18 protein-coding genes are annotated in these 24,244 nt (G+C 60.2%); 5 read left to right on the top strand and 13 right to left on the bottom strand.

The window, feature by feature from the left end:
- The first annotated feature begins 119 nt into the window (after positions 1 to 119).
- Positions 120 to 1,862: an IlvD/Edd family dehydratase gene (locus AABC73_RS20280; protein ID WP_341520679.1), complete on the top strand. Its 1,743-nt coding sequence runs from the start codon at positions 120 to 122 to the stop codon at positions 1,860 to 1,862.
- 155 nt (positions 1,863 to 2,017) lie between these two features.
- Positions 2,018 to 2,737 (top strand): FadR/GntR family transcriptional regulator, encoded by a 720-nt coding sequence (locus AABC73_RS20285; RefSeq protein ID WP_331151874.1) that lies wholly within the window; start codon positions 2,018 to 2,020, stop codon positions 2,735 to 2,737.
- 62 nt (positions 2,738 to 2,799) lie between these two features.
- On the opposite strand, the gene AABC73_RS20290 is transcribed toward AABC73_RS20285, so the two are convergent.
- The 9 genes from AABC73_RS20290 to AABC73_RS20330 form a co-directional block, all read right to left on the bottom strand.
- Entirely contained in the window at positions 2,800 to 5,193 is a 2,394-nt protein-coding gene (locus AABC73_RS20290; protein ID WP_341520680.1) for an RND family transporter, read from the bottom strand.
- Between the two features lie 25 nt (positions 5,194 to 5,218).
- Positions 5,219 to 6,325, bottom strand: coding sequence for a YCF48-related protein (locus AABC73_RS20295; RefSeq protein WP_341520681.1), 1,107 nt, complete (start codon positions 6,323 to 6,325; stop codon positions 5,219 to 5,221).
- Between the two features lie 378 nt (positions 6,326 to 6,703).
- Positions 6,704 to 7,657, bottom strand: a complete 954-nt coding sequence (locus tag AABC73_RS20300) for an omptin family outer membrane protease (protein ID WP_341520682.1) — start codon at positions 7,655 to 7,657, stop codon at positions 6,704 to 6,706.
- Positions 7,658 to 7,897: 240 nt separating this feature from the next.
- Complete coding sequence (pepN, locus tag AABC73_RS20305; protein ID WP_341520683.1) at positions 7,898 to 10,564, bottom strand: aminopeptidase N; 2,667 nt, start codon at positions 10,562 to 10,564, stop codon at positions 7,898 to 7,900.
- Positions 10,565 to 10,576: 12 nt separating this feature from the next.
- Positions 10,577 to 11,407 (bottom strand): DUF2797 domain-containing protein, encoded by an 831-nt coding sequence (locus AABC73_RS20310; RefSeq protein WP_341520684.1) that lies wholly within the window; start codon positions 11,405 to 11,407, stop codon positions 10,577 to 10,579.
- Positions 11,404 to 11,664, bottom strand: coding sequence for a DUF1315 family protein (locus tag AABC73_RS20315; protein WP_020288830.1), 261 nt, complete (start codon positions 11,662 to 11,664; stop codon positions 11,404 to 11,406). Before AABC73_RS20315 ends, AABC73_RS20310 begins: the two co-directional genes overlap by 4 nt.
- A gap of 27 nt (positions 11,665 to 11,691) precedes the next feature.
- Complete coding sequence (locus AABC73_RS20320) at positions 11,692 to 12,564, bottom strand: rhomboid family intramembrane serine protease (protein ID WP_341520685.1); 873 nt, start codon at positions 12,562 to 12,564, stop codon at positions 11,692 to 11,694.
- The gene (locus tag AABC73_RS20325) at positions 12,564 to 13,532 is read right to left on the bottom strand and encodes a metallophosphoesterase (RefSeq protein WP_331151867.1); all 969 of its coding nucleotides are present in this window, start codon (positions 13,530 to 13,532) and stop codon (positions 12,564 to 12,566) included. Before AABC73_RS20325 ends, AABC73_RS20320 begins: the two co-directional genes overlap by 1 nt.
- On the bottom strand, positions 13,532 to 14,422 hold the full coding sequence (locus tag AABC73_RS20330; protein ID WP_020288833.1) for an NAD(+) kinase: 891 nt from the start codon (positions 14,420 to 14,422) through the stop codon (positions 13,532 to 13,534). Before AABC73_RS20330 ends, AABC73_RS20325 begins: the two co-directional genes overlap by 1 nt.
- Positions 14,423 to 14,637: 215 nt before the next feature.
- Here AABC73_RS20330 and AABC73_RS20335 point away from each other — a divergent pair, with 215 nt between their 5' ends.
- The gene (locus tag AABC73_RS20335) at positions 14,638 to 15,621 is read left to right on the top strand and encodes a DUF1853 family protein (protein WP_341524291.1); all 984 of its coding nucleotides are present in this window, start codon (positions 14,638 to 14,640) and stop codon (positions 15,619 to 15,621) included.
- A gap of 4 nt (positions 15,622 to 15,625) precedes the next feature.
- On the opposite strand, the gene AABC73_RS20340 is transcribed toward AABC73_RS20335, so the two are convergent.
- The 4 genes from AABC73_RS20340 to AABC73_RS20355 form a co-directional block, all read right to left on the bottom strand.
- Positions 15,626 to 16,855, bottom strand: a complete 1,230-nt coding sequence (locus AABC73_RS20340) for an MFS transporter (RefSeq protein ID WP_341520686.1) — start codon at positions 16,853 to 16,855, stop codon at positions 15,626 to 15,628.
- Positions 16,856 to 17,101: 246 nt separating this feature from the next.
- On the bottom strand, positions 17,102 to 18,439 hold the full coding sequence (locus AABC73_RS20345; protein ID WP_341520687.1) for an MFS transporter: 1,338 nt from the start codon (positions 18,437 to 18,439) through the stop codon (positions 17,102 to 17,104).
- Between the two features lie 148 nt (positions 18,440 to 18,587).
- Complete coding sequence (locus AABC73_RS20350; RefSeq protein WP_341524292.1) at positions 18,588 to 19,571, bottom strand: 1-aminocyclopropane-1-carboxylate deaminase; 984 nt, start codon at positions 19,569 to 19,571, stop codon at positions 18,588 to 18,590.
- Between the two features lie 157 nt (positions 19,572 to 19,728).
- The gene (locus AABC73_RS20355) at positions 19,729 to 21,765 is read right to left on the bottom strand and encodes an NADPH-dependent 2,4-dienoyl-CoA reductase (protein WP_341520688.1); all 2,037 of its coding nucleotides are present in this window, start codon (positions 21,763 to 21,765) and stop codon (positions 19,729 to 19,731) included.
- A gap of 225 nt (positions 21,766 to 21,990) precedes the next feature.
- Here AABC73_RS20355 and AABC73_RS20360 point away from each other — a divergent pair, with 225 nt between their 5' ends.
- Together AABC73_RS20360 and AABC73_RS20365 are read left to right on the top strand one after the other, a co-directional pair.
- The gene (locus AABC73_RS20360; protein WP_341520689.1) at positions 21,991 to 23,136 is read left to right on the top strand and encodes a carbon-nitrogen hydrolase family protein; all 1,146 of its coding nucleotides are present in this window, start codon (positions 21,991 to 21,993) and stop codon (positions 23,134 to 23,136) included.
- A gap of 2 nt (positions 23,137 to 23,138) precedes the next feature.
- Positions 23,139 to 24,179 carry an AraC family transcriptional regulator gene (locus AABC73_RS20365; RefSeq protein WP_341520690.1) on the top strand — a complete coding sequence of 347 codons (1,041 nt, stop codon included), beginning with the start codon at positions 23,139 to 23,141 and terminating at the stop codon, positions 24,177 to 24,179.
- Positions 24,180 to 24,244 lie beyond the last annotated feature (65 nt).

The following is a 24,244-nucleotide window of genomic DNA, read 5'->3' on the forward strand; positions in this document are numbered from 1 at the left end:
CTCATTGAAAACCGACTATATAGTATTACTATTTAGCTCACAACTCTTCCAATGAGGCGAATTTGCGCTTACTTTAACCGTCATAAACGCCATTAAGTCTTACAATAAGAGAGCCGATCATGTCTGATTCCGATAAAAAACCCACCCTGCGTTCTGCCCAATGGTTTGGTACTGCCGACAAGAACGGCTTTATGTACCGCAGCTGGATGAAGAATCAGGGCATCGCCGATCATCAATTTCAGGGCAAGCCGATTATTGGCATCTGCAACACATGGTCCGAGCTGACGCCGTGCAACGCGCACTTCCGGCAGATCGCCGAACACGTCAAGCGCGGCGTGATCGAGGCCGGTGGCTGGCCGGTGGAGTTCCCGGTGTTCTCCAACGGCGAATCCAACCTGCGCCCCACCGCGATGTTCACCCGCAACCTGACCAGCATGGATGTCGAAGAAGCGATTCGCGGCAATCCCATTGATGGCGTGGTGCTGCTCACCGGTTGCGACAAGACCACTCCGGCGTTGCTGATGGGCGCGGCCAGTTGTGACGTTCCGGCCATCGTCGTCACTGGTGGGCCGATGCTCAACGGCAAGCACAAAGGCAAGGACATCGGCTCCGGCACCGTGGTCTGGCAAATGCACGAAGCCTATAAAGGCGGGCAGATCACCCTCGATGACTTCCTCGCGGCGGAAGGCGACATGTCGCGTTCGGCCGGCACCTGCAACACCATGGGCACGGCGTCGACCATGGCTTGCATGGCGGAAGCATTGGGCACTTCCCTGCCCCATAATGCGGCGATCCCGGCCGTGGATTCACGTCGTTATGTGCTGGCGCATATGTCGGGCATGCGCGCCGTGGAAATGGTCCGCGAAGACCTGCGTCTGTCGAAGATCCTCACTAAAGAAGCGTTTGAAAACGCGATTCGGGTCAATGCGGCCATCGGCGGCTCGACCAACGCTGTCATCCACCTCAAAGCCATCGCCGGGCGCATTGGCGTGGATCTGGAGCTGGACGACTGGACACGCATCGGCCGAGGCATGCCGACCATCGTCGACTTGCAGCCGTCCGGACGTTTCCTGATGGAAGAGTTTTACTACGCAGGTGGCTTGCCCGCCGTGCTGCGCCGCATGGATGAGGCCAAGTTGCTGCCCAATCCTGACGCGTTAACGGTCAACGGCAAATCCATCCGCGAAAATACCAAAAACGCGCCGATCTACGGTGAAGACGAAGTGATCCGCGCCCTGGACAATCCGATCCGCGCCGATGGCGGCATCTGTGTGCTGCGCGGCAACCTTGCGCCATTGGGCGCAGTGCTCAAACCGTCCGCCGCCACCGCGTCATTGATGCAGCACCGGGGCCGCGCCGTGGTTTTCGAGAACTTCGACATGTACAAGGCGCGGATCAATGATCCGGATCTGGACATCGACGCCAACTCGGTGATGGTCATGAAAAACTGCGGGCCCAAGGGTTACCCAGGCATGGCCGAGGTCGGCAATATGGGCCTGCCCGCCAAGTTGCTCGCTCAAGGTGTGACTGACATGGTGCGGATTTCCGATGCGCGCATGAGCGGCACCGCTTATGGCACCGTGGTTTTGCACGTAGCGCCTGAAGCGGCTGCGGGCGGACCGCTGGCGGTGGTGCAGGAAGGTGACTGGATCGAACTCGACTGCGCGACGGGTCGTCTGCATCTGGATATCCCCGATGCCGAACTGGCCGCACGCCTCGCGGACTGGCAAGCACCGCCAAAACTGTTGGTCGGTGGCTATCGTGAGTTGTATGTCGAGCACGTGTTGCAGGCGGACCAGGGTTGCGATTTCGACTTCCTGGTGGGCTGCCGCGGGGCCGAGGTGCCGCGTCATTCGCACTGATTGATAGATTTGCAGGCTTGCACTGTAGGACCGGCTTTAGCCGGGAGGACGCTCTCCCGGCTAAAGCCGGTCCTACGCAAGCGCGCAATCTCCTGCAATCGTGCGCCAATGCTATGATGCGCCGCATTCATCGCTCAGGATCGACTTGCGTTCCCATGGATTACCGAAAGCCTTCCGACCGTAAAAGCATGCACGCCCGCATCGTCCAGGAACTTGGCATGCAGATCGTCTCAGGGCGTTTCAAGCCTGACGAAAAGCTGCCCGCCGAAGCCTTGCTGTGCGAAGAATATGCGGTCAGTCGGCCGGTCCTGCGTGAGGCAACTCGCGTTCTGGTCGCCAAGGGCCTGGTTTATTCCCGCCCGCGCGTAGGCACTGTCGTCAAAGCGCGTAAGGAATGGCACTTGCTTGATCCGGACGTGTTGCATTGGGTCATGCAGAGCACCCCGCAAAACGAATTCTTCAACCTGCTCACCAGCGTGAGGGCGGTCATCGAGCCAGCAGTTGCCGCGCTGGCCGCCCAGTACGCTACCGATGAAGAAATCGCCTCCATCGACGAAGCCTACCAACGCATGGAAGCCGCGCCGACGCCGGAAGCGTTGTTGCAGCCGGACCTGGACTTTCACAGCCGCATCGCCGACGCCACCCACAACGACCTGCTCTCGCACCTGTGCAATATGCTGTCGCTGGCGCTGCGTGAAGCCCTCAAACATTCCAATCGCCGCCCCAACCTGCACGAGCTGGCGCTGCCGCGTCACAAGGCGATCCTCACCGCCATCCAGAACCGCGACGCCCTCGGCGCGCGACATGCGACGCTGGTGCAGCTCGACGATGCCAGGAATGCGTTGAGTGTGGTGTTGGGGCGAGATAACCCGTAGGACCGGCTTCAGCCGGGAGAGCGTCGCTCGCGGCTGAAGCCGCTCCTACGGATGAACACACGTCAATGGGAAAACAACGAATTCCCCACCTTGCCCGCCATGTTCTCCGGCTTGATCAGGAACCGCGCCAGTGCTGGCAATAGCCACAACGCGCCGAACATGTTCCACAGCAGCATGAAGGTCAGCATCAGGCCCATGTCGGCCTGAAACTTGATCGCCGAGAAAATCCAGGTGCACACGCCAATGGCCAGGCACAAACCGGTGAACAACACCGCCTTGCCGGTGGACTTCAAGGTTTCGTAATACGCTTCCTGCAACGGCAGGCCCGCGCGCAGGAAGCTTTCCAGGCGACTGTAGACGTAGATGCCGTAATCGACCCCAATCCCCACGCCCAAGGCAATCACCGGCAAGGTCGCGACCTTGACGCCGATCCCCATGAACGCCATCAAGGCGTTGCCCAGCACCGACGTCAGCACCAGCGGCAAGACGATGCACAAGGTCGCCGCCCAGGAGCGGAAGGTAATCATGCACATGGTCGCGACGCAGATGTAGACCAGGATCAGAATGGTCATCTCGGTCTGCTTGATCACTTCGTTGGTCGCCGCTTCGATACCGGCGTTACCCGCTGCAAGCAGGAATTCCAGGCCTTCGCGGTTATTTTCCTTGGCGAAATCCTGCACCGCATGCACCGCCCTATCCAGGGTTTCGGCCTTGTGATCGTTGAGGAAAATCAACAGCGGCGCCAGCGAGCAATCGTTGTTGTACAGGCCATCGGCCCGGGCAATGGAGCTGTTGAGCACGTCCTTGTTGCGCGACAGGGATTCCCATTTCAGATTGCCCTCGTTCATGCCCTTGATCATTTGCTTGGACACGGTCACCAGGGAAATAGCCGATTGCACGCCTGGCGTGTTCTCCATCTTCCAGGTCAATTCGTTGATCGCCGACAGGGTCGGGTACGCCGAGCATCCTTCGCGCGGCGTCTTGACCATCACCACCAGTACGTCAGAACTGGTGGAATAGTTGTTGATAATGAAACTGTTGTCCTTGTTGTAACGCGAATCCGGGCGCAATTCCGGCGCGCCTTGGTCAAGGTCGCCGATCTTCAGGTTCTGGCTGTACCAAAGCCCGCCACCAAAGGCCAGCACCGCCAGAGCGATGGAAACCGGCGCGACCTTGGCGCTGGCAAAGTTCGACAGCAGGCGCCAGAACGGATGTTCACAGACTGAATCCTTCTTGCTGCGGCTGACCGCTTTTTTACTGATGCCAACGTAGGAAATCGCTACCGGCAATAGAATCAGGTTGGTGAACACGATCACCGCGACACCAATCGACGCGCCAATCGCCAACTCGCGGATCACCCCGATGTCGATGATCAGCAGGGTGATGAACCCCACCGCATCGGCCAGAATCGCGATCATCCCCGGCAGGAACAATTGGCGGAAGGTGCGCCGCGCCGCCGTCAAGGCGTTCTCGGCGTCGCTGGATTGCAGGGCAATACCGTTGATCTTCTGCACGCCGTGGGAAATACCAATGGCGAAAATCAGGAACGGCACCAGCATCGAATAAGGGTCCAGCCCGAAACCCACCACATGCATCAGGCCCAACTGCCAGACCACGGCAATCAACGTGGTGCTCAATACCGCGATCGTGCTGCGAATACAGCGGGTAAACCAGATCAGCAGCACCAGGGTAATCAGGAACGCCACGCCAAAGAACAGCACCACCATCAACAGCCCATCAATCAGGTCGCCGACTTTCTTGGCGAAACCGACGATGTGAATCTTGATGTTGGGGTTCTGCGCCTGGTACTTGTCGCGAATCTTCTCTTCCAGCTGATGTGAGAACTGCTGGTAGTCCAGCTTGACCAGTTTGCCCTGGTCTTCAGGGTCCGGGTAGGACTCCAGCAGCGGCACGTCGACGATACTCGACTTGAAGTCGTTGGATACCAGACGGCCGACCTGTCCGGACTTGAGCACGTTGTTGCGCAGCAAATCCAGGCTGTCATCCGAACCGTTGTAGCTCTGCGGAATCACCTCGCCACCGGCGAAGCCTTCCTCGGTCACTTCGGTCCAGCGCACGCTCGGGCTCCACAACGACTTGAGTCCGGAACGGTCGACGCCGGGGATATAAAACACCTCGTCGTTGATTTCGCGCAGGGTTTCCATGTACTGCTTGGAAAAGATGTCGCCATCCACGGCTTCGACAGAAATCCGCACCGTGTTGCCCAGGTTGGCCAGGTCGTTGCGGTGCTCCATCATTTTCTGAATGAACGGATGCTCCAGCGGAATCATCTTTTCGAAACTGGTGGAGGGTCGAACCAGCGTGGCCTGCCAGAACAGAAAGGCGCTGACCAGCAGGCAAATGACGATCACTGCCGGCCGATTATTGAAAATCAGCCGCTCGAGAAGCGTGGCCTTGTCGTTGTTGTGCTGCTGAGTCTGGTGAAGATTACTCATGCCGGATGTCCCGCCTTGATAATTCTTATTGTTGGGTCGACTCGGCGCCGGTCGGCGAGGTCAGGCGAACGCCGCCCTGCCCGACCAGAATCAGATTGCCCTGCGCATCACCCGCCACGCCGGCCAACGAAATCCGGTCCGGACGGTTATAAACCTGAAAGGTCAGGCCATCGTCGGTACTGCGCATGACACTGCCGCCGTTACCGACCAGCACCAATGAGCCGTCAGCGAGCAAGGTTGCGTTGGACAGGCCGAATTCCAGCGGCCCACGCGCCGCTTTCAATTCGATGGGGCTCCAGGTGTCGCCAAAATCCGTCGAGCGATACAGATTGCCGCGCAGTCCGTAGACCAGCAGCGTGCCGGGTTGCCCCGTGCCGATCGCACCAAACAGCGAGCCTTGATAAGGGCCTTCGAGCTTTTCCCAACTCTGCCCGTCGTCAGCCGAGCGGAACATGGCGCCCGCCTCGCCAACGATGAACAAGCCTGCGTCGGCGACCTGCGCAATCCCGTTAAGGTGATATTGGTCTTCGTTGTCGAGGCGATCGCTGGCGTCTTGCCAATGCTGGCCGCCGTCGGTGGTGGTCATCAACGAGCCGTAAGCGCCGACGGCAAAACCGGTGCTGAGGTCCTTGAACCAGACGTCCAGCAGCGGTGCTTCGCGCTTGAGGTCTTCGAACTGTTTGCTCCAGTTCGCGCCGCCGTCGCTGCTGGCGAGAATCTGCGCATCATGGCCAACCGCCCAGCCGTGTTTTTCATCGACGAAATACACCGCAGTGAGCAACTGCCGAGTCGGCACTTTGGCCTGGGTCCAGGTCTTGCCTTGGTCATCGGAATACAGTATGTGGCCGCGATCACCCACCACCACCAGTCTTGCGCCGGCGTGGGTGACGTCCAGCAACAGACCTCGAGCCGATTTGGCCGATTCAATGGAATAAAGCGCCGCAGGATCACCACCCGCGCTGCTCTGAGCGCTGTCGGTCGCCGCCATGGAGGAAGTGATGAAACCCGCCAGCATCATTGCAGCGAGAAGCGAGCAGGATTTAGCCAGGGGCTTGCCTGTGCGTAGTGCCGGTAAAAGGCCAATGGCCGCGTCCGCACTGGACTGGGTGCGCCGATCTGCAGGCTCACTCATGGAGCGTTCCCCTTTTATTGTTATTAGGTCCACCGAAGACTGACCAGCCTTTGCAAAAACGCTGCAAGCGCTCTAGCCCTAGTCTTTTGGAAGCAGACCTATCCTATCCAGCTTTGGAAACCCGTGACAATCGACAAGACGTTATCTTTTGTTAAGCGCCCTTGGTGTGATTGTTTGGGTATCAGTAAAGCTGATGTGGCAGGAGTGCAGCTCCTCGTAGACACCGTCTTGATCCCCCATCACACAGCCCTCCGTAGGACCGGCTTTAGCCGGGAGGAAGCCGGGACATTCGCAGCAGTTGCGTCGTCAGACCTTCCGCCCTCCCGGCTAAAGCCGGTCCTACGCCCCCTGTGTGCTGGCCGATATCGGTAATCGAGTTCAGAACCGGTAGGCCACCGCCAGGGTCGACAGCGTGGTTCTGTTGGCCTGACCACTGGAGTTACTGCCGGTACGCCCGCTCCGGCCGCTGGGTACGTGCGTGATCAACGTATTGCCCTTGGCCTCGGCATAAAACTGATGATCAATGCCAGCCTTCACGGAAAGCTTCGGATTGACGCGATACGACAGCGCGACGGCAATGCTCTGCATTTGACCTGTGTTGCCATGGTTACCTGTGAACGTCAGGTCGCGCAGGTAATGATTGTCGTAGGATCTGGCCTGGACCCACTGGCTGTACTTGAAACGGCTTTCCAGAGTCCAGTTCTGCAGGTTGTAGATACCGACCAGCCCGACATAGGGCGTTGAATAGGTCTGTTGATAGCTGATGACTTTCTGCCCCGCCGGAAACTCCCCGACCACATCGCGATAACCATAATCCGAGGAATAAATGTAACTGCCGCCCCGAGTCTGCCAATCAAACTGGCTGCGCTGATAGCCGGCCATCACCCCAAGGGCAAGGTCTTCACGCCTGAGTGCCCAGGCTGTGGCAGCGAACTCGGCCTGCCAGGCATTCTTGAGGCGGGTGTCCGGATGATCGGAGCGATCGCTCCAACCGGCCTCGTCGGCGTCGAGCCAGTCGTAATCGCGCATGTGACTGTTGCCTGCGCTCATGCGCGTCCAGCCACGTACATCGAGGGAAAGCCAGTCCAGCGCGTGGTAGGTCAGGCCCAGATGCAAGGTGGGCACCTGTTTGATATCCCAGTTCAACTGACTGAGTTTCTCGCCGTCATCGTAGACCTTTTCCTCGGCCTTCCCGTTCAACAGCCCGACACCAAGACTCAATTCAACACTGCCAACCTGCAACCGCTGCTCGTTGGTCACCTGCGCATTGGCCATCGCCTCTTGCCCAAGTGCAACCAGCCCCAGCATCACCAGCGTATTCCGTCCATTCATCAACAAAGTCCACACCTCAATCGGGATGATGTGCGCGACGATCAGGTCGACGCCACACGAAGCAAAAGGATGAGCTTTGTCGCCGGAAATCTCTGCCAGCCGAGTCCGCACGGGTCTGTATGAAACCTCCATGGCTACCTCTGGAAAGCCCCTACATGGACACCCCTTTTACGAACAGCGCGCGCATGAAAAAGGGCCTGTCCGCTTGCGCGTCAGGCCCTTCTTTACCAACCGCTGAAGTTACTCGGCCAGGCTTTTGCTCACCACTTCATACACGTCACTGGACAGATCACCCGAATCACGGATGCGCACCAGTTCGGCCTTCATCAGCGCCTGACGGGCGCTGTCGTATTTGCGCCAGCGGGTCAGCGGCGCCAGTTGGCGCGACGCGATTTGCGGGTTGAACGCGTTGAGCTGGATGACCAGATCGGCCAGGAAGCGATAGCCGGAGCCGTCCGCCGCATGGAAGTTGATCAGGTTCTGCCCCGCGAACGCGCCGATCAGGGCGCGGACTTTGTTCGGGTTCTTGATGTTGAACGCCGGATGCTGCATCAGCGCCTTGACCCGATCCAGACCGCCGGGCAAGGTGCTGCCCGCCTGCACGCTGAACCATTGATCCATGACCAGCGGGTTGTCCTTGAAGTTTTCCGCGAACACCGTCAGCGCTTTGTCCTTCTCGGCGGTGAATGGCGAATTGACCAACACGGCCAGCGCGGTGAGGCGTTCGGTCATGTTGTCGCTGGTGTCGAATTGCTCGATGGTCGCGGCCAGGACTTCCGGCTTTCCGCCGAGCATCAGGTACGACAAGGCAATGTTTTGCAGGGCGCGACGGGCAAAGTGTTCGGCTTCGGCCACATAAGGCGTGGCTTTCGACACCTCGCGGTTGCTGGTGTAACGCGACCACAACGCATCGAACAGGCTGTTCGCCAGTTGCTTGCGCACGAATTCGCGAGCGGCGTGGATCGCATCCACGTCAGCCACTTCGCTGATTTCGGTCAGATAAGCTTCGCCCGGCAACGACAACATCTCGGCAATCATTGCCTGATCCAGCGTGGTATCGGCCAGAACCGTACCCAGCGCGGTGACCAGACGCTGATCGAGGACCATGTCCTGACCTTGCTGGTACTGGCCGATCAATTCCTGCAAGACTTGCACAGACAGCTGCTGCCCGGCATCCCAGCGGTTGAAGCCGTCGCTGTCATGCTGCATGAGGAACATCAGCTGATCGCGGTTATACGGGAAGCTCAGTTTCACCGGGGCCGAGAAACCGCGCAGCAGCGACGGCAACGGCTGTTCGGCGATATCGACAAAGGTAAAGGTCTGCTCGGCTTCGGTGACGGAAATCACGCGGGTAGTGCCCGACGCCGCCACTTCGCCTTGCAGATGCAAGGCCACTTCGCCGCCCTGTTTATCCAGCAGGCCCAGCGCAACCGGGATCACGAAGGGTTGCTTCGCATCGCCTGGCTGGCCCGGCGTGGTCGGGCAGCTTTGGCGGAAGGTCAGGCTGTAGGTTTTGGCCGCGCTGTCGTAGGACTCGCTCACCGCAAGACGCGGCGTGCCGGCCTGGCTGTACCAGCGCTTGAACTGGGTCAGGTCGACGCCATTGGCGTCTTCCATGGCCTTGACGAAATCGTCAACGGTCACGGCCTGGCCGTCGTGACGTTCGAAGTACAGGTCGCTGCCTTTGCGGAAGCCTTCGGCGCCCAACAAGGTGTGGATCATGCCGACCACTTCCGAGCCTTTTTCGTACACGGTCAGCGTATAGAAATTGGAAATCTCGATGAAGCTGTCCGGGCGCACGGCGTGGGCCATGGGGCCGGCGTCTTCGGCGAACTGGTGGGTGCGCAGGTAAGCCACATCCTGAATGCGCTTGACCGTGGCCGAGTTCATGTCCGCCGAGAAACCGGAATCGCGATACACCGTGAAGCCTTCCTTGAGCGACAGCTGGAACCAGTCGCGGCAGGTCACGCGGTTGCCCGACCAGTTGTGGAAGTATTCGTGGGCCACGATGGCCTCGACTCGCTGGTGCGCGGCATCGGTGGCGGTTTCGGCGCGGGCCAGCACGGCGCTGGAGTTGAAGATGTTGAGGCCCTTGTTCTCCATGGCGCCCATGTTGAAGTCGTTGACCGCAACGATCATGAAGATGTCCAGGTCGTACTCGCGACCGTAGGTTTCTTCGTCCCAGCGCATGGATTTCTTCAGGCTGGTCATGGCGTGCTGGCACTTGTCGATATTTTCCGGCTCGACATAAATGCGCAGGGTCACTTCCCGGTCGCTCATGGTGGTGAACTTGTCTTCCACGCACCACAAATCACCGGCCACCAGCGCAAACAGGTACGCCGGTTTCATGAACGGGTCTTCCCAGGTCGCCCAGTGCCGGCCGTCATCTTCCGGCCCGCTGGCAATCGGGTTGCCGTTGGAAAGCAGGACCGGGAAGGCGTGCTTGTCGGCGCTGAGGGTCGTGGTGAACTTGCTCATCACGTCCGGGCGGTCGAGGTAATAGGTGATCTTGCGAAAACCTTCAGCCTCGCACTGGGTGCAGAACATGCCGCTGGATTTGTACAGGCCTTCCAGGGCGGTGTTGGTTTCCGGGTGGATTCGCACGCTGCTGTCGACCACGAAGGATTCAGCCTTCGGGTGCAGCGTCAGGTGGTCCGGGGTCAGCTGGTAATCGGTGTTGGTCAGTTCGACATCGTCGAGCTTGACCGACAGCAGTTCCAGCAACTGACCATCCAGCACCAGCGGCGGCAGACCCGCGCCACGCGCCGGGTTGCGACGCATCACCAACTGGGTGTGCACCAACGAATAGTCGTCGAACAATTCGAAGGTCAGGTGCGTCTCGTCGATGAGGTACTCGGGCGCCTGATAGTCCTTCAGGTAGATCATTTGCGGTTGATCGGTGCGCATGATGGAGTCCTTTTACTGATGCACGGCCAGTTGATAGGCCGTGTATTTGCGAATATTGATCACGCCGGTATCGAAAATCAGGTACTGGCCCTTGATCCCCAGCAACGTGCCTTCGGCGATCGAATTCTTGTCCAGGTTGAAGCTGACAATCTTGGTCGGGTACGCCTCGACGGGGTAACGGATCTCGATTGGCTCGACGTCATGCAGTAATTGGATAGCCTGCAGGCCGAATCGTTCTTGCAGTCCAGCCAGGCCCTCGGCGCAACTGGCGAACAATTGCTGGCGCACGGCGGCAAGGTCCACAGGCACCGCGTCGCCCTTGAGCAGCGCGCGCCAGTTGGTGCGATCCGCGACCTGACTGCGCAGCAAATCTTCGACGAAACCGGACTGCTGGCGAGTGGCTACGCGAACAATCGGCAACGCCTGACTTGCGCCCTGGTCGAGCCAGCGCGTCGGCAGCTGGGTCGCGCGGGTAATACCGACTTTGACCCCCGACGAATTGGCCAAGTACACCACGTGATCAGTCATGCAGAACTGCTCGCCCCACGCCGGATCGCGGCAGGTGCCGTGTTCGTGATGGCATTTTTCCGGGCTCATGATGCAGATATCGCACTGCGCCAGCTTGAGCATGCACGGGTAGCAATAGCCCTGACTGTAGCTGGACTTGGTCTTGCGTCCGCAATGACTGCAATGAATCGCACCAAGGAATTCAAGGCGCACGGTCTTGCCGATCATCGGATTGACCGGAATTTCACTGTCACCCAGACGAAAGCTGTATTGCACCAGCGGTTCATCAAGGCGGGCTGACATTTTGTTGACTGCGCCGCGACCAATCTCGATCAATGGATGGCATCCGACTTGAACAGGATGTTAGGCACTGTCGTGGATTTGGAGGCGCATTCCTGCGGCCCCATGTAGCCGATGCGCTGGTCTTCCGGCAGGTTCTGCACTTCCCAGGCGATCAACGCCTGCAAGGACAATTCACGCTGTTCCTGGGTCAGCTTGCGGCCGTCCGACCATTTACCGATTTCCACGGCCAGCTTCAGGCTCTCGTAGATGTCCGGGGTGATGTTTTCGATCATTTCAACAAAAGAGGACATAGGCACTCCACAATTTAGCGGCGGATTTTAAACGTTACGGCGGGCCAGAGCACCGCCCAACAGACCTGTAACACAACCGATGATCAGACCGCCCACATGCGCGCCGTTGGCGATTTCGCCGAAGCCGAGCATGCTCACCAGCCCCGACAGGCACAACGCCAGCCAGACCAGCATCATCACCAGAACCCCGCGCGGTAAACGATAGATGGGGTTTGGCGCGAGCATTTGAAAGATCCAGCAATGACCGAGCAAGCCATACAGCACGCCGGACAGGCCGCCAAACAGGCTCGGCCCGCCAAACTGGTACTGAACGTAGTTGGAAACGGCGCTGAACAACAGGGTCAGGCCGAGCAGATACCCGCTGCCTTGACGCAACTCAATGCGCCGCCCCAGTTCCCAGTACCACATGGCGTTCATGGCCAGGTGCAGGATGCCGAAGTGAATCAGCATGGGCGTAACGATGCGCCACCATTGGCCGGCCGCCAGCGTATCGGCGAGCGGCCTGAAACTCGCGTAATCGCCATGAATGCGGAAATCGAGGAAGGTCAGCCAGCTCACCGCCTGCAGGTTGTCGCCCAGCAGCGTGATGCCGGCCACGATCAGACAGGCCAGCAGAATCAGCGACGTGACCGGGCTGTCCTTGAGCTGTTGGACAAAACCCGAGCGCGGCAGGCTGCCGGACTGTTGGCCAGCGGGCAGCTGGTAGTTTTCGTCGCCTTCCGGGTATTGCTGATACAGGGTACGTACATCTTCGGCGAGCTGCGGGGTGTCCGGCACCCACAGCACTTGCTCGCCCGCCTCTTCGCTGACTCGATGGGGCACGCGCAAGCGGTTCAACAGGCTGACGAAACCACTCAAATCAGTGGTCAACGGCAGACGCAATACAGCAACAGGACTCATTACACGGCCTCGGGACGTTTGACATCGACCCAGACAAACTTGTCGGGATCGATACGGGTTTCCTGGTCAAGCCGATAGGCGACCAGCTTGCCGTAAAGCACGGCGCTGTAATCCAGGCAAGCCAGGTTTGGCCGAATGGGAGCGGGCACGCCGCTGCGCCAGTAGTGGCCGACGAACAGCAAGGGTTCGTCGATGCCATAGCGCAACAGGGCGTTTTTTTCAGTGGTGGTCAACGGCGTCTTGGCCACGCCTTCCGGCAAGGCATCAGGCTGAAAGACCACGTCGCCATAGGTTTGCGGATCGTCTTCCCAGAACTTGGTGCGGAAGAACGCCCGCGTCAGGCCATCGCCACCGGTAAACGTCATGCCGTGGGGTAAACGCATGTCGGTGCCGCGCAACAGGCGATCGAATACTGCGCTGGCAAAACTGCCGGGCACCGCCGACGCCTGGACAAAATGCTTGTCGATGCAGCCGTTGCCATGCAAACCCAGCAAGGGTCCGATCAGGCTGGAATCCCAGCAGGCATGCACCACGCGAAAACGCTCGGCGTCGATGAACAGCGGCAGTTCGTAGAACCAGTTGACGAAGTCGTTCCACTCGTCCGGGTAGTGCTCGAACTGCGCCAGGGTTTCGCCAATCAGACGCGCGTGCCGTGGCGAATGCTCGCGCACGAACAGCTTGCCGCTTTCGGACAAGGCCGGTGTCACCCAACCCAGCGCGTTGAACTCGTGATTACCCATGATGCACACCGCATGCCCGGCCACGACCATGTCGCGCACGATATGCAGGGCCTCGCGGATCAAGGGGCCGCGGTCGATGATGTCGCCGAGGAACACCGCGATGCGCTCCGGGTGACGCCAGACGCCGGCCTGAAAACGGTAGCCCAGCAGGCTGAGCAATTGCTCCAGCGTATGGGCACATCCATGCACGTCACCGATCAGATCGTAGCTACGCGCGGGATCAAGCATCAGTCGCCTCCACCACCAAGCCGGCTGCCCCAGCCAAGCTTGGTGCGGCACACTTCGTAATAGTTGTGATCCAGCGGATGGATCAGACGCAGTTTCTGCGGCTTCTTGCTCACGGTAATGGTATCGCCGGGGGCGCAAGTGAAATGGTTCTGCCCATCACAGGAGACCTGTGGATAAATCGTCATGTCCTTGGAGACGACGATTTTCAGTTCACTGTTGCCGTCCACCACGATGGGCCGGCCGGACAAGGTATGCGGGTACATCGGCACGATGACGATGGCATCGAGCTTGGGATGCATGATCGGCCCGCCCGCCGACAGCGCGTACGCAGTCGAACCGGTTGGCGTGGCAACGATCAGGCCGTCGGCCTTCTGACTGCAGACGAACTGGCCGTCGATATACAGCTCGAATTCGATCATGCGCGTCGACTTGCCGGGATGCAGCACCACGTCGTTCAGCGCATCGCCCTGGCCGATGGCTTCGCCATGACGACGGACTTCGGCCTGCAGCAGGAAGCGGTTTTCCACCAGATAGTGGCCGTCCAGCACTTCGGCGCACTTCACTTCCAGCTCGTCGGGACGAATATCGGTGAGAAAACCCAGGCTGCCGCGGTTGATCCCCAGTACCGGCACATTGTGCTTGGCCAGCGCTCGCGCCGCGCCGAGCAGGCTGCCATCGCCGCCGACGACGATCACCATGTCGCACACTTCCCCGAGCATCTTGCGCGACGAAGTTTGCAGGCCGTGGCCCGGCAACACTTCAGCAATGGTGTCTTCGAGAATGACGTGCAGGTGCCGTCCCAGCAGAAACTTCTTGAGTCGGCGAACGGTATCGAGCACCTGCACACTGCCGAGGCGACCGATGATGCCGATATTGCGAAATTGCTCCATGGGGCTCCTGCGGGGGTTCGATGCGGCTTAAAGAAGGGGATTATGGGTGAAAGGCCGGGGTAGCGGCAATTGCCGATGTTGTGGGGGCCAACTTGTTGGCGAGGCGACCCTTGTCAGGCGCTGAATCTCTGCTGGATCTACCAATCCTTCGCGAGCAAGCTCGCTCCCACAAGGATCGTCTGCTTTCCCCCCACAACTTCCGCTATCCTCGGTTCATGACCCTATTCCCAAGCCTGACCCACCTGCCCCGCCAATTACGCACCTCGTCAGTGCGTGATCTCGCCTGGGTGATCCTGGCGCCGCCGATGCTTGGGCAAACCCCGTGGCCGCAGCGCCATCCGTTATCGGCCAGCGACTGGGTACACCAGCCGCAACAGTTGGCCGACTTCCTGCTCCAGCTGGATCAGGACAGCCGCAAACTCGATCACTGGTTGGCGTTGGGTGCCACGCGACGCCTGGGTTTGTATTACGAACGTCTGTGGCAATTCGCCGTGCATCATGCGCCCGGCGTCGAGATGATCGCCGCCAACCTGCCGATCCGTCTGGGCGGGCATACGCTGGGGGAACTGGACATGCTGCTGCGCGATGCAGAAGGCGTGCACCACGTGGAACTGGCGATCAAGCTGTATCTGGGTCCGCAAAACGGCGATGGCAGCGATCCGGCGCAATGGCTTGGTCCTGGCTGCCATGACCGGCTGGATCGCAAGCTGGCCCATTTGAGCCAGCATCAGTTGCCGATTTCGGCGCGTCCGGAAAGTCGCGAAACCCTTGCGGCGCTGGATATCGAACATTTCAATGCCGAGCTTTGGCTGGGCGGTTACCTGCTGTATCCCTGGCCCGGTCAGGCGCAATCACCCGATGGGGCGCATCGCCAGCATTTACGCGGCAGTTGGCTGCATCAGCGCGACTGGGAGGATTTCGTCACCCAGCGACCCCAAGGCCGCTGGCAATTGCTGCCACGTCACGCCTGGCTGGCACCGGCGCATTACGCGCAACCGTGGAGCCACGAACAACTTGCTGACTGGCTGGCGGAACTGGACCCACTAGCGCCAGCGCAACTTCTGGTCCGCCTGACAGAAAATCCTGACGGCGAATGGGAAGAAGCCGAGCGAGTATTTCTCGTCGCTGACATCTGGCCCAACCTGGGCGACACCACCAACGCAGCGTCGAGTCTCGCCCTGCCCGTTTCCCCGGCGTGAGCGATCAGGCGGTCTTTTTCGTGCGCGGCAGGAAAACCGCCAGCAGGCCCAGCAGCGGCAGGAACGAACACAGCGTGTAGACGAACAAAATGCCGTGGCTGTCCGCCAGATAACCGAGCAAGGCCGCGCCGATGCCGCCAAAGCCGAACATCAGGCCGAAGAAAATCCCCGCGATCATGCCGACGTTGCCCGGCACCAGTGCCTGGGCGTACACCACGATGGCGGAAAACGCCGAAGCCAGGATAAAACCGATGATCACGCTCAAGATGCTGGTCCAGAACAGGTCCGCGTAAGGCAGCGCCAACGTGAAGGGTGCAGCGCCGAGAATCGAAAACCAGATCACTGCCTTGCGCCCGATCTTGTCGCCAATCGGCCCGCCAAAGAAGGTGCCCGCTGCCACCGCGCCGAGAAACAGGAACAGCTGCAACTGCGAAGCCGCTACCGACAGATCAAACTTCTCGATCAAGTAAAAGGTGAAGTAGCTGGTGATGCTGGACATGTAGAAGAACTTGGAAAACACCAGAAACGCCAGGATCGCCAACGCCATGGTTACCCGGCCTTTCGACAATCCGTGAGTCGCGGCCTGGCCTTGCTTGAGCTTGAACAGACTCAAGTGCGAGCGATACCAACGGCTGATGGCGTACAGCAAGCCTAAGGAAAACAGCGCAAACAGCCCGAACCAGGCCACGTGCCCCTGGCCGAACGGAATGATGATCGCCGCCGCCAGCAGCGGGCCGAACGCCGAGCCGGTGTTGCCGCCTACTTGAAAGGTCGACTGCGCCAAGCCAAAACGCCCGCCCGATGCCAGCCGCGCGATACGCGAAGCTTCCGGGTGAAAGGTCGAGGAGCCGATGCCGATCAGCGCCGAAGCCAGGAGGATCAGCGGGAAGCTGCCGACCATGGACAGCATCAGAATGCCGATCAAGGTGCAGATCGAACCCAGCGGCAAGACCAGCGGATTGGGATGGCGGTCCGTGTAATAACCCACCCAGGGTTGCAGCAACGAAGCGGTGATCTGGAATGTCAGGGTAATCAGCCCGACCTGGGTGAAGCTTAGCCCGTAGTTTTCCTTGAGCATCGGGTAGATCGACGGCAGTACGGCCTGGATCAGGTCATTGATCAAATGCCCCAGCGCCACCGCGCCAATGATGCGCATCACCAGTGGGCTGGTCGTGCTGGTCGTGCTGGACGGTGAGGCTGGGATTGCGTTTGAAGCAGGATTGCTGACGGCCATGAAGATCATCCGTGGAGCGTTTGGATGTGCCCTGACAGCTCATTGCAAAATGTGTCGACGGCACGCGGGGCCACCAATGTGCCATTTTTTGGGGCGCTATCGCCACAATTTGTTGCAGCGTTTGTGTTCTCTTTCCCGGATTCATCTTGTAGGAGCGAATTTATTCGCGAGGCGATCGTCCAGTCAGCAGAGCTGTAACGGACCGCCCGGCCTCCTCGCGAATAAATTCGCTCCTACAGATTTGCACTACGCCGCAGCGCCCATCGCCCCCGGCGTCTCCCCCGTCGGAATATCATGCAAGGAAATCCGCGAGGTCTCGCGCAAGGCCATCCCGCCCGCCAGTGCCAGCAACGCGACAGCGATCAGGTAAAACGCTGGCGAAAGGTTGCTGCCCGTCGTCGTGATCAACCAGGTCGCCATCAACGGCGCGGTGCCACCAAAGATGGTGTAGGCCATGTTGTAGGTGATCGCCGATGCGGTATAGCGGGTGCGGGTTGGAAAGGTTTCCGAAAGCAGCGCCGCCGTGACCACGCCGCACAACACCGCGCCTACGGCCAGCAGCATGACGCCGACAATGGACGCCACGAACGAACCGGAACTGGCCATCAGGAAGGATGGATAAACCACGATGATCAACAACGCGCAGGCGCTCATGACCGTGACGCGACGCCCGACGCGATCCGAATACAGCCCGGCCAGCGGACAGATCGCTGCGGCGAAGATCAAGGCGATCAACGATACCAGCAGCGCCGTGGCACGACTCAGGCCGCCGGCCACTTGCAGGTAGGTGGCGAAATAAGTGGTGAACATATAGAACGACAAGGCCGTCAACGAAACGAAGGCACCCAGGCAGCAAATCGCCGCGCCGTGGTTGCGCAGGGTTTCCTTAAGAGGCGAGTGGGCAACTGCGTGCTCCTCTTTGACGGCTTGAAACGCCGGGGTTTCGTCCAGCTTCCAGCGCAGGTAAAGCCCGACGAGCCCCAATGGCGCGGCGATCAGGAACGGCAGGCGCCAGCCCCAGCTGCCCATGGCCTCGGCAGACAGCGATGCTTCCAGTGCATAAGCCACCACCGCTGCGGCAGCGAAGGCGGAAAAGGTCGAAACGGGAATGAAACTGCCATACCAGGCGCGCTTGTCGTTGGGCGCGTGTTCCATCAGATAAGCACAGGCGCCGGCGTACTCACCGCCCGCCGAGAAACCTTGTGCACAGCGAATGAGCGTCAAGAGAATCGGCGCCATCACCCCGACGGCGGCATAGGTCGGTAACACGCCGATCAGGGTCGTGGCGCCAGCCATCAGCAAAATGGTCATCGCCAGGGTTCGCTTGCGTCCGATCCGGTCGCCCAGCATGCCGAAGAAAATCCCGCCCAAAGGCCGAAATGCAAAGGCCACGGCGAACACCGCGAAGGTTTTCAACAAGGCGGCACTGGCATCGCCGCTGGGGAAAAACTGTTGGGCGATGGTGGTGGCCAGGAAGCCGTAGACCGCGAAGTCGAACCATTCGACGAAGTTGCCGATGGCGGCGGCAACAATAACTTTTCTCAAAGTGGCGGGACTGACCTGCCCTGCAGTTGCACTGGTCATGCTGAACCTCGACGTTGCATCAGGAAGCTATCGATTATCGGGACAGCGGCTGAAAGGGTTCACTCTGAAAGTGTCATCCACGTATTCAGGGCCGACCCGTCATGACCAGAGTGGCGCAGGATTCGTGCCAAAGGCAGGAGTCGGGCGCCTAGAGGCCCATCGCCCGCCGACCTTGCAGGCCACCGGTGTGGATGAAGATCAAACGCGTGCCTGCGGCGAAACGCCCAGCCGATACTTCATCGCGCAGCATCAGCAGGGCTTTGCCGGTGTACAGCGGTTCGAGGGGAATTCCGCTCTGGTCTTCGCTGGCAGCGATGAAATCGAGCAGGTGCGGATCGGTTTTGGCGAAGCCGCCGCGACTGGCGTCGAGCAAGTAATACGCGGGAGTGGAACCTGCGGTTTGCGAGGTATGTGTAGGAGCGGATTCATCCGCGAAAAATTGCGCACAGCTTCCCTGACACGATGCGCCGGAGATCGTCGCCACATTCTCCCGCACCCCATGCCCATCCGGCACCGCCATGGCGCCATACACCGGATGCGCGCCCGCTTCAGCCAGCACCAGCCCGGCCAGCGTGGTGCCCGTCCCGGCGGCGAGCCACCAGCCGTGATAATCGTCCCAACCCAGATTACCCAGCTGGCCGCGCGCCATGTTCAATAACCCGGCACATCCCGACGCACCGGCCAAACCGCCACCGCCTTCCGGGATCGGATAAAAGTGCGGATAGCGCGCCAGCCAGGGTAGCCAGAAATCAGCCTCGTGCCGCGCCCGATAGCCGCCATAGCCCAACCAATGCAACTGCATGCCGAATGCCTGCAAATCCCGCGTGGTCGGGGTCTGCTGCGCATGACCGCGCAATAAGCCCACGGTGGGAAAATCGAAACGTTTGCCTGCCGCCGCCAGTGCGTGCAGGTGATTGGAATGAGCGCCGCCCAGACTGATGACCCCTTGGGTCTTGGCCTGAATGGCCGCGTTAAGGTGATGGACGAGCTTGAACCATTTATTGCCGCTGATCAGCGCGTCGATCAGGTCCAGACGCAACACCGCCACCTCGACCCCGGCGTGGTCTAACCAGGGCAGTTTCAGCGGTTGCAGAGGGGCATGGGGTTGCCAGCTGATGGGTTTGAGCAACACGGTGTCTGGCCCGCATAGAGAGAGGCGCAGTCTAACACTCACGCACATTCAGCTGGTCTGGCGCATATCCGCGAAAGCGCCTGTTCAGACGATGAATATTCACCGCCCGTTCAAATGCCTTCGGGAATAAATTCCCTCCTACAGGAATTGCGCCGGTTTACAACCCCGCCGCCAATCGCGAGCCTTGATCAATCGCCCGCTTGGCATCCAGTTCTGCCGCTACGTCCGCGCCGCCGATCAGATGCACCGACTGGCCCGCGCCCACCAGCCCGTCGTACAACTCCCGCAGTGGGTCTTGGCCGGCGCAGACCACGATGTTATCCACCGGCAGCAATTTCTCTTCGCCTTCGCCGATGCGGATGTGCAGGCCGGCGTCGTCGATGCGCAGGTATTCAACGCTGTTGAGCATCTGCACCTGTTTGTTTTTCAGGCCGGTGCGATGAATCCAGCCGGTGGTCTTGCCCAAACCATCGCCGACCTTGGAAGCCTTGCGCTGCAACAGAAACACCTGCCGCGCCGGTGCATGAGGCTCGGGCTTGATGCCCGCCACGCCACCACGGGCTTGCAGGGTGGTGTCGATGCCCCATTCCTTCCAGAACGCCTCGCGATCCAGGCTCGTCGAAACACCTTGATGGACCAGGAATTCCGACACATCGAAACCAATGCCGCCTGCGCCAATCACCGCCACGCTATGCCCTACAGGCTTGCGCGCCAGGATCACGTCCAGGTAACTCAGCACCTTCGGGTTGTCGATGCCGGGAATGGCTGGCGTGCGCGGCGCAATACCAGTGGCGAGGATGATGTCGTCGTAACCCGCGCTGACCAGATCCGTCACGGCAACCCGCTGATTCAGGCGCACTTCGACGCCGGTGGTCTGCAACTTGCGAGCGAAATAGCGCAAGGTTTCGAAAAATTCTTCCTTGCCCGGCACGCGCTTGGCAATGTTGAACTGGCCGCCGATCTCGCTCGCCGAATCGAACAGCGTGACCTTGTGTCCCCGCTCGGCGGCCACCGTGGCCGCCGCCAGACCGGCAGGTCCGGCGCCGATCACCGCAATGCGCTTGATCTGCCGGGTGGGCACGTAGTTGAGTTCGGTTTCGTGACAGGCGCGCGGGTTGACCAGACAGGTAGTCAGCTTGCCGCCGAAAGTGTGGTCCAGACACGCTTGGTTGCAGCCGATGCAGGTATTGATTTCATCAGCGCGACCGGCAGCGGCTTTGTTGACGAACTCTGGATCGGCGAGGAACGGTCGGGCCATGGACACCATGTCGGCGTCGCCTTCGCTGAGAATCTGCTCGGCGATTTCCGGGGTGTTGATCCGGTTGGTGGTAATCAGCGGGATGCCCACCGAACCGCGCAGTTTGGCCGTGACTTTGCTGAAGGCCGCACGCGGCACTTTGGTGGCAATGGTCGGAATCCGCGCTTCATGCCAGCCGATCCCGGTGTTGATGATGGTCGCACCGGCCTGTTCGATAGCCTTGGCCAGCTGGACGATTTCTTCCCAACTGCTGCCGCCTTCGATCAGATCCAGCATCGACAGGCGGAAAATAATGATGAATTGCGGGCCGACCGCCTCGCGCACCCGACGGACGATTTCCACGGCCAGGCGCATACGGTTTTCGTAGCTGCCGCCCCAGCGATCAGTGCGATGGTTGGTGTGGGCGGCGAGGAACTGGTTGATGAAGTAGCCTTCCGAACCCATGATTTCGACGCCGTCGTAGGCGGCGCTCTGGGCCAGGGTCGAGCAGGTCACGAAATCCTGAATCTGTTTCTCAATGCCTTCTTCATCCAGCTCCCGGGGCGTGAACGGGTTGATCGGCGCTTTGATTGCGCTTGGCGCGACTTGTTTGGGGCTGTAGGCATAACGCCCGGCATGCAGGATTTGCAGGCAGATCTTGCCGCCCGCTTCATGCACGGCCTGGGTGACGATGCGATGCTGTTCCGCTTCCCCGGCATTGGTCAGCTTCGCGGCGCCGGAATACACCCCGCCTTCATCGTTGGGCGCGATACCGCCGGTGACCATCAGGCCGACACCGCCACGGGCACGCTCGGCAAAGTACGCCGCCATGCGCTCGAAACCACCGGGCTTCTCTTCCAGGCCAGTGTGCATGGAGCCCATCAACGTGCGGTTGCGCAGCGTGGTGAAACCCAGATCCAGCGGGGCCAACAGGTGCGGGTAGTGAGCGGCGGCCATAAAGACTCCATCAAGCGTAATCACGGGACGCGGATGCCTTGGGCAACCGTCAATTATTCAGGCCCTCGGGGCCTGTTCATGGCGCAACAGTAAAGGCCGCACCCAGCGCGCTCAATGACTGAAAGTGACAAGTTATTGATCCAAACGCGCAGCAAGGGTTGGCAAGCGCGATGGCGCGCCCTACCCTAGACGGCAAACCCGCACCCGGCAGCCCTTTTCCTTCTCATGCGAACATTTTTTGCTGTTTTCATTGCCGCGCTGCTGCTGATCGCCCTGACCGGTTACGGGATCTGGACCGAACAGCGGCCGGTGGGCCATTACCTGTCCGACCTGCGCATCCAATTGGCAGTCGATGACGGGCAACCCGGCGAGCGCGGCAACCTGCTGGGCGTGCAGGCGGAACTGTTTCCCGCCGACTACCAAAGCATCGACCGTCTGCACCGCAAACTGGCTGCCTATCTGGAGCAGGCGCGGGACAAAGGCCTGATCAGCAGCAAGACCATCGTTGTGCTGCCCGAACATGTCGGCACCTGGCTGTTTGCCAGCGGCGAAAAAAATCAGCTGTATCAAGCCACCACCATCGATGACGCCATGACCTGGCTGTCGGTGAGCAATCCGCTGAAATTCGTGGCCGCCATGCTCGGCGCCACTGGCGAGAACCGCCTGAACGACGCACACCTGCGCATGAAAGCCGCCAGCATGGCCAAGGATTACCAGACGTTGTTCGGCGGGCTGGCCAAGGAATTCGGCGTGACCCTGGTCGCCGGTTCCATTGTGCTGCCGGAACCCCGTGTGGTTGACGGCAAACTGGAAGTCGGCAGCGGCCCGCTGTTCAACAGCAGCCTGGCGTTTGGCAGCGATGGCTTGCCTCTCGGTCAGCCGCAGCGACAGTTGTATCCGGCCAGTTATCAGCGCGGTTACATCCAGTCCGCCGCCGACGCACCGCTCAACGTAATCGATACCCCGGCTGGACGATTGGGCATCCTGATCGGCATCGACAGCTGGTATCCGCGTAACTACAGCCGCTTGAACGACGGCGGCGCGGAGTTGATCGCCGTGCCCGCATTCGTGGTCGGCAACGGCGGCTGGCTCAAACCCTGGCGCGGCGAGCAACGCGCCGACCTCACCCCTCCCGTCGATATGCCGACTGGCAGCCTCAGCGAAGGCGAAGCCTGGCAGCGCCTGACGTTGACCAGCAAGCTGCCCGGCAGCTCGGCCCGCGCCGGGGTTAGCGTGTTCATGCGTGGTCAGTTCTGGGACCAGGGCAGCGCGGGGCACAGTTTCGCCAGCCGCAACGGCCTGAAGATCGTCGAGCCTTCGCTGGACGACAAGACCGGCCATGGCGCGCGCCTGATCAACGTCTGGCTCTGACCATGAATCCGTCGCCGATGCGTCTGGGAGATTTGTCCGTCGGGTTTGTTCACAGCCTGAGCGATGCGGTGCGCAGCTTCGGTTGCGATCCTGCCCCGCTGCTGGAGCAATACGGCCTGGACGCCGCACGCCTGGGCGAAGCCTGCGCCCGCCTGTCGATTCCGCGCTACATGCGCCTGGGCCATGCCGCCATTCAGCTCACCGGCCAGCCGGGGCTGGGTTTGCGCATGGGCCGGTTAAGCCGGATCAACCAATGCGGCCTGGCGGGCGTGACTGCCGCACAAGCGCCCACGGTGCGTGAGGCAGTGCGCACGCTGATCCGTTTTGAAGCGCTGTACGGCTCCAATTACCGGGGCCATTCGAGTTTCCATGAAGACGCTCAAGGCGCATGGCTGCGTTTTTACTCCATCAGCCCGTACAACGCTTACAACCGCTTCGTGGTGGATTCGATATTCGCCGGTTGGGTGCAACAACTCTCGACGCTGGCCGGGACATCGATTCGCGCGCAGCGCATTGAGATCGAATTCGATGCGCCGCAGTACGCGGCGGACTATGCAGCGCTGAGTGAAAATCCGGTGACCTTTGCCGCAGATTCCAATCAATTGCTGCTGGATCAAGACGTGCTGGCGTTGCGCAATCCCGAGCACTGCCCGAGCACCTGGCGGCACTTGCTGCAACTGTGTGAAAAGGAACTGGAGCAACTGACCCGCACCCGCAGCCTGCGTGAACGCATCACGCGTTTGCTCGGACCGCTGTTGAATGGCGGCAGGGAACCTGATCTTGAAGAGGTTGCCGCACGGTTGAAGCTGCCGACCTGGACGTTGCGCCGCAAGCTGGCGGAAGAAGGTACGCGCTTTCGCACTATCCTGAATGACACGCGACGCGACCTGGCAATGACGTATATACGCGACACTGAACTGGCGTTCGGCGAAATTGCCTATCTGCTGGGTTTCGCGTCGGCCGAAGCCTTTCAACGCGCCTTCAAGCGCTGGAACGGCCAGACTCCTGGGGAGTTCCGCCGCAGCCAACGTCATATCGCCTGAAACCTTAAGTGACGCTTACAGCTCGGTAGCGTCGTCCGCAGGTTCCGGAGGATCCAGTTCAAACG

The sequence above is a fragment of the Pseudomonas sp. G.S.17 genome (assembly GCF_038096165.1).
Classification (GTDB): domain Bacteria; phylum Pseudomonadota; class Gammaproteobacteria; order Pseudomonadales; family Pseudomonadaceae; genus Aquipseudomonas.